Origin of the sequence: Micromonospora sp. NPDC005367 (assembly GCF_040606825.1) — a bacterium.
Classification (GTDB): Bacteria; Actinomycetota; Actinomycetes; order Mycobacteriales; family Micromonosporaceae; genus Micromonospora.
Genome location: NZ_JBEXFP010000092.1, coordinates 1 through 6,121 on the forward strand (window position 1 = coordinate 1; position 6,121 = coordinate 6,121).

General features: G+C 73.6%; 4 protein-coding genes and 1 pseudogene. 4 read left to right on the forward strand and 1 reads right to left on the reverse strand.

Annotation, left to right across the window (positions count from 1 at the left end; all coding sequences use genetic code 11):
• Both ABZS42_RS31685 and ABZS42_RS31690 read left to right on the forward strand, forming a co-directional pair.
• A pseudogene (locus tag ABZS42_RS31685) lies at window positions 1–1,175 on the forward strand (hypothetical protein); the annotation flags it as partial.
• A 9-nt stretch (window positions 1,176–1,184) separates the two neighbouring features.
• Window positions 1,185–2,267 (forward strand): polyprenyl synthetase family protein, encoded by a 1,083-nt coding sequence (locus ABZS42_RS31690; protein WP_355151608.1) that lies wholly within the window; start codon window positions 1,185–1,187, stop codon window positions 2,265–2,267.
• Between the two features lie 130 nt (window positions 2,268–2,397).
• On the opposite strand, the gene ABZS42_RS31695 is transcribed toward ABZS42_RS31690, so the two are convergent.
• Window positions 2,398–2,787, reverse strand: coding sequence for an Rv2175c family DNA-binding protein (locus ABZS42_RS31695; protein WP_355151610.1), 390 nt, complete (start codon window positions 2,785–2,787; stop codon window positions 2,398–2,400).
• Between the two features lie 260 nt (window positions 2,788–3,047).
• Between ABZS42_RS31695 and pknB the strand changes: the two genes are divergently transcribed.
• Window positions 3,048–5,030, forward strand: coding sequence for a Stk1 family PASTA domain-containing Ser/Thr kinase (gene pknB / locus ABZS42_RS31700; RefSeq protein WP_355151612.1), 1,983 nt, complete (start codon window positions 3,048–3,050; stop codon window positions 5,028–5,030).
• 1 nt (window position 5,031) lies between these two features.
• Complete coding sequence (locus ABZS42_RS31705; RefSeq protein ID WP_355151614.1) at window positions 5,032–5,898, forward strand: deoxyribonuclease IV; 867 nt, start codon at window positions 5,032–5,034, stop codon at window positions 5,896–5,898.
• Window positions 5,899–6,121: the final 223 nt, after the last annotated feature.

The window sequence follows — 6,121 nt, forward strand, 5'->3', positions numbered from 1 at the left end:
TCGCGGAGAGCCCGACGGACGTCGCGATCGAGCGTGACCATGCCGACCAGGTGGTCACGTCGATGGTCGTGATGGACGCCCTCACGCACGCCCCACTGCTGGTCGCCGCGCCGGGGCGGTTCGCCGGGCCGAGCCCTTCGGGCAGCGGGTACGACCCGGGTCCGACGCCGCCGATCCCCTCCGCCGACGTGCCCCGGGCACCGGGCCGGGCGTACGCCGTCGACCTGGCCGGGCTGCGGCGGCTCGACGACCTGGCCGGTGGGGTCGACCTCGCGCCGCTCGGCACGGACCGGCTCCGCCGGGCGGTGCGGGCGTTGCCCCGGTCGGGTCCGGCCGGCCGGCGCCGGTTGCTGCCGGTGCTCGCCGAGTCGGCCCAGCTCGCCGGCTGGCTCGCCGCCGACGCTGGTGACCCGGCCGGCGCGCTGGACGCGTACCGGCTCGGGTTGCGTGCCGCCGCGGCCGCCGGCGAACCGGCCCTCGGCGGGCACGTGCTCGGCTCGGCCAGCCACCTGCTCGCCGGGGCCGGCGACCCCGGAGGCGCTCTCCTGCTGGCCCGCATCGCCTACGCCGGCAGCCGACGATGGGCCAGCGCCGGGTTGCGCGCCCTGCTGCTGCACCGGGTGGCGTTCGCCGCGGCGCTCGCGGGCCGCCCCGACGCCGCCGCGCAGGCTCTTCGCGCCGCCGACCGGGCCGGCCCGGCTCCCGCCGCCGGGCGTGAACCAAACTGGCTCTACTGGCTCGACGCGGCGGAGCTGGCGGCGATGACCGGGCGGACCCTGGTCGCCCTCGGGCGGCCGCGGCGGGCCGAGGCGCTGCTCGGCGGGGCGGCCCGGGAGTCCGGGCGTCCACGCCGCGCGGCCGTGTACGGCGGTTGGCTGGCCCGCGGGTACCTCCAACTCGGCGAGGTGGAACTGGCCTGCGAGACGGCGGGCACCGCCCTCGTCGACGCGGTCCGCGCCGGGTCGCCCCGGGCGCTGGCCCAGCTGGCCGAGGTGCGGCGCGGCCTGGCCGCCCACCGCCGGGCGCCGGCGGTCCGCCGTCATATGGCGCTGGTCACGGCCGCCCGCCCGTACCTGCCCCGCCCGGTCTCGTCGGGGCCGGGGCGGAGCCGGTGCGGGCGAGGTGGGGCCCACCCGGATACTGACGGGTACCGGATGCCCGACCGGACCGGCTAGCGTTCACGCGTGAACGACGCAGCTTCCGTCTCCCCCGTCGACCGTGCCGGCCTGCGGCAGCGAGTCGACAAGGCCCTCACCGAGTTCCTGGCCAACCAGCGGATCTGGATGGCCGGTGTCGACGACGCCCTGGCGCCCGTGGCGGAGGTGATCGAGGCGTTCGTGCTGGGTGGCGGCAAGAGGCTGCGGCCGGCGTTCGCCTACTGGGGCTACCGCGGTGCGGGTGGTGTCGACAGTGACCAGGTGCTGGGCGCGCTGGCCGCGCTCGAGCTGGTACAGGCCAGCGCTCTGATCCACGACGACCTGATGGACCGTTCCGACACCCGGCGCGGCGAGCCCGCGGTGCACCGTCGCTTCGCCGCCCGGCACCGACGGTCCGGCTGGGGCGGCGACCCGGACGGCTTCGGCGACGCCGCGGCGATCCTGCTCGGCGATCTCTGCCTGGTCTGGTCCGACGAGCTGCTGCACTCCGCCGGGCTGGAACCGCGCACGGTGGCCCGGGCCCGTCCGGTCTTCGACGAGATGCGCACGGAAGTCACCGTCGGGCAGTACCTCGACGTCCTCGCGCAGGTGACCCGGGACACCTCGGTGGAGCGGGCCGGCAAGGTCGCCCGCTACAAGTCGGCGAAGTACACGGTCGAGCGACCGCTGCTGCTCGGCGCCGCGCTGGCGGACGCCCCGCCGGACGTCGAGGCGGCCTACTCGGCGTACGGGTTGCCGCTCGGTGAGGCGTTCCAGCTCCGCGACGACGTGCTCGGCGTCTTCGGCGACCCGGCGCAGACCGGCAAGCCGGCCGGTGACGACCTGCGCGAGGGCAAGCGGACCTACCTGGTGGCGGTCGCGTTGGAGGCGCTCGACGACGCCGACCGGGAGCAGCTCCTGACGGGGCTGGGCGACCCGGGGCTGGACGAGGAGGGGGTCGCACGGTTGCGCGGGCTGATCACCAGCAGCGGCGCGCTGACCCGTACCGAGCAGCGGATCGGCACGCTGACCGACAGCGCGCTGGCGGCGCTCGCCAAGGTCGACCTGGACAGCGAGGCCCGCCAGGCTCTGGTCGACCTTGCCGCCGCCGCCACCCGCCGCACCGACTGACCCTCACCCACCCCCCGGCCCCGTCTCCCGGGCCGCACTCAGCGTTGACCATGAAGTTGTCGCTCCGACACGCCGGTGCCGACGGCAACAACTTCATGATCAGCGCGCCCGGGCCGGGGCCGGGGGTGGGTTAGAAGCCGAGGGCCTGCGCGCGGCGTTTGACCTCGCGGGCCTGGTCACCGCCGAGGGCCGCCGCCGGGGTGCCCGGCAGGGTGTCGTCCGGCTCGTAGAGCCAGCGCAGCGCGGCCTCGTCGTCGTAGCCGGCGTCGGCCAGGAGGCTGAGCACGCCGGGCAGGTGCTTGAGCACCGTATGGTTGGCCACCAGGTCCGCGGGCACCCGGCGGACGCCGTCGCGGCGGACCGCGAGCAGTTCCCGGTCGCGGACCATCTGGTGCACCTTGCTGATCGACACGTCGAGGCGCTCGGCGACGTCGGGCAGGGTCAGCCAGCCGCTTGCGTCGGCGGGACCAGCCTGGTCGGGGCCGGCCGCGGCCCGGCCGGCGGGTAGGGATTCGGTCACCCGAACACCCTGCCACGGGGTGACCCCGGCAGGCCAAACGGCACCCCGGATGCGACGATCCGACACACAAAGTGACGACACCGTCACCGACATCGATGGGCGATGACCCGCAACTCAGCCGTCGGAGCTGCCGGAGAGGAACGTTCGAGCAGGTCAGCGCCGTTTTCTGCGGCGGCCGAACGCGGCGGACCGACGAGGTTTAACCTCGGCTGCAGCATCCTGTTCAACCTTTGCCCTCCGGACACATAGACTTCCTGCCGATGGACACACAGGTCGCCGACACGTTGCTGGGCTCGCTGATAGACGGGCGCTACCGCATCCGCGGTCGCGTGGCCCGTGGCGGGATGGCGACCGTGTACACCGCCACCGACGAGCGTCTCGAGCGCACCGTCGCAGTCAAGATCATTCATCCGACCCAGGCTTCCGAGGCCCGGGCGCGGATCGCGGGGTTCGTGGAGCGCTTCACCGACGAGGCGAAGACCATCGCCCGGCTCACCCACCCCAACGTCGTCGCGGTCTACGACCAGGGCACGCACGCCGGTCTGCCCTACCTGGTGATGGAGTACGTGCGCGGCCGCACGCTGCGCGAGGTGCTCGCCGAACGGCGCCGGCTCAACCCGGACGAGGCGCTGGCCATCTTCGAGCAGATGCTCGCCGCGATCGGCGCCGCGCACCGGTCCGGAGTGGTCCATCGCGACGTCAAGCCGGAGAACGTGCTGGTGGCCGAGGCACCCACCGGCGGCATGGCCAACCTGGTCGACAGCGTCGTCAAGGTGGCCGACTTCGGCCTGGCCCGCGCCGTCGAGGCCAGTGCCGAGGAGGAGAGCGGCAACCAGCTCATGGCGACCGTGGCGTACGTCGCCCCGGAACTGGTCACCAAGGGCTACGCGGATCCGCGTACGGACGTCTACTCGGCCGGCATCGTGCTCTTCGAGATGCTCACCGGCCGGGTGCCCTACGACGGTGGCCGTCCGGTCGACATCGCCTGGCAGCACGTCGACCGTGACGTGCCATCCCCGTCGACCCTGGTTCCCGGCCTGCCGGCGGTCCTCGACCGCCTCGTCGCCCACGCCACGCGCCGCGACCCGGAGGGCCGGCCCGCCGACGCCGGCGCCCTCCTCGCCGAGGTGCAGGTGGCCCGCGACGACCTGGGCAACTCGAACAGCCAGACCACCGTGCTGCGCCGGGTCACCGCCGGGCCGCCGGTCTCCGAGCCGACCATGGTGGTCGCGGCGGTACGTCCGGCCGAGCGGCCGTCCTGGGCCCGGCTACCCGAGGGCGGCCAGCGGGCCGGCCGACGGCGCGCCGCACCGCCGGAGCACGACGACGCCGGCTCCCGGTCCGGTGGGCTGTTCACCAGGTTGGCGGGCGAGAACCGTGGCCGGCTCGCGCTGATCGCCGCCACGGCGGCGATCGTGCTGGTCGCCGCCCTCGCCGGCTGGTACCTCACGATGGGTCGCTACACGGACGCCCCGCAGCTGGTGAGCCTGACCAAGGCGGAAGCGGAGGCACAGGTCGCCCGCGCGGGTCTCGTGCTGAAGTATGCCGAACCCCGCTACGACGCCACCGCGCCGAAGGACAGCGTCCTGCTCCAGGACCCGGCCTCGGCCGACCGGATCATCAAGGGCGGCACCATCACCCTGACCCTGTCCCTCGGCCCGGAGCAGTTCCCGGTGCCGGACGTGGTGGGCAAGGAGTTCGAGCTGGCTGAGGCGGATCTGGTCAACATCGGGCTGGTGGTGGTCAAGGGCACCGCCCGCTACGACGACAACCTGCCCGCCGGAGTGGTGGTGGCCACCACCCCGAAGGTCGGCGCCGAGGTCAAGCCGGGTGCCAAGGTGACGGTGATCCTCAGCAAGGGCAAGGCCCCGATCAGCGTGCCCAACCTGGTCGGCAAGAACCTCAACGAGGCCCGGAGCGCCCTGTCCCGGCTGGGTCTGGTCGCGGTCGAGAACTACAAGGACTCGGACAAGCCCAAGGACGAGATCGTCGGGCAGAGCCCGTCCGACGGCACCGGCGTGGAGCGGGGCGCCGAGGTCAAGCTGGACATCAGCAAGGGCCCACCGCTGGTGGTCGTGCCGCGGGTCATGGATCTGCCCTGCCAGCAGGCCAAGCAGGTGTTGGAGAGTCAGGGCTTCCCGGTGACTATCCAGTTCAACCCGAACGCGGTCGTACGGTTCCAGAACCCGAATGAGAACGCGCAGGTGCCGCCCGGCACCCCGGTCACGATCGGATGTCTCTGAGATGCCGGTGATCATGGGCCGTCCGGTCGGCACGCACGCACCGACCTCGGGCGGCCTGGCCAGGGCGGCCCTGCCCTACCTCGACGCGACCGGCGCCGAGGTGGTCCAGGTGTACGTGTCCAACTCCCGGGGCTGGGCGTTGCCGCCCGGCGATCCCGCCCAGGACGAGCTGTTCCGCGCCGGCTGCGCCGAGCGGGGCGTGCCCGTCTTCATCCACGCGTCCCTGCTGGTCAACCTCGGCTCCCCCACTCCGGCCACGGTCGAGCGGTCGGCACAGACGCTGGCGCACGCGCTGCGCCGGGGCGCGGCGATCGGCGCGCAGGGTGTGGTGTTCCACGCCGGCAGCGCGGTCGACGCCGGGCACGCCGAGGCGGCGATGCGGCAGGTCCGTGAGGCGCTGCTGCCGCTGCTGGACTCGGTCGCCTCGTCCGGTGGGCCGATGCTGCTGGTCGAGCCGAGCGCGGGCGGCGGGCGGTCGCTCGCCTCCCGGGTCGAGCACCTCGGCCCCTACCTGGACGCGGTCGGCCGGCACCCGTCGCTCGGCGTCTGCTTCGACACCTGCCACGCCTGGGCCGCCGGGCACGACCTGGCCGTCGAAGGCGGCATGACCGCGACCCTGGACGCGCTGGTGGCCACGGTCGGGGCGGACCGGCTGCGGCTGGTGCACGCCAACGACTCGAAGGACCTGTGCGGCTCGACCCGGGACCGGCACGAGAACATCGGCAAGGGCAGCATCGGCGAGCTTCCGTTCGCGGAGCTGATGACCCACCCGGCCACCGCCGGGGTGCCCGTCGTGGTGGAGACCCCGACGGAGAAGCACGTCGGCCACGACGCCGACGTCGCCACCCTCAAACACCTACGCCCCTAACCCCCACCCCCCAACCTCCCCCACCCTCTCCCCCTCCCCGGTGATCAAGAGGTTTGCGTCATCCGCGGGGCGTTTCCTGACGCAATCCTCTTGATCACCGGGGGTCAGCGGGTGGGGTCAGCGGGTGGGGTGGGGTCAGACATCCCAGGAGCTTGGATGTCAAGCAGCGACGGGTTGGGTTCGGTGTGACCAGGCGGTTGCCTGGTCGTAGACGGTGGTGGTT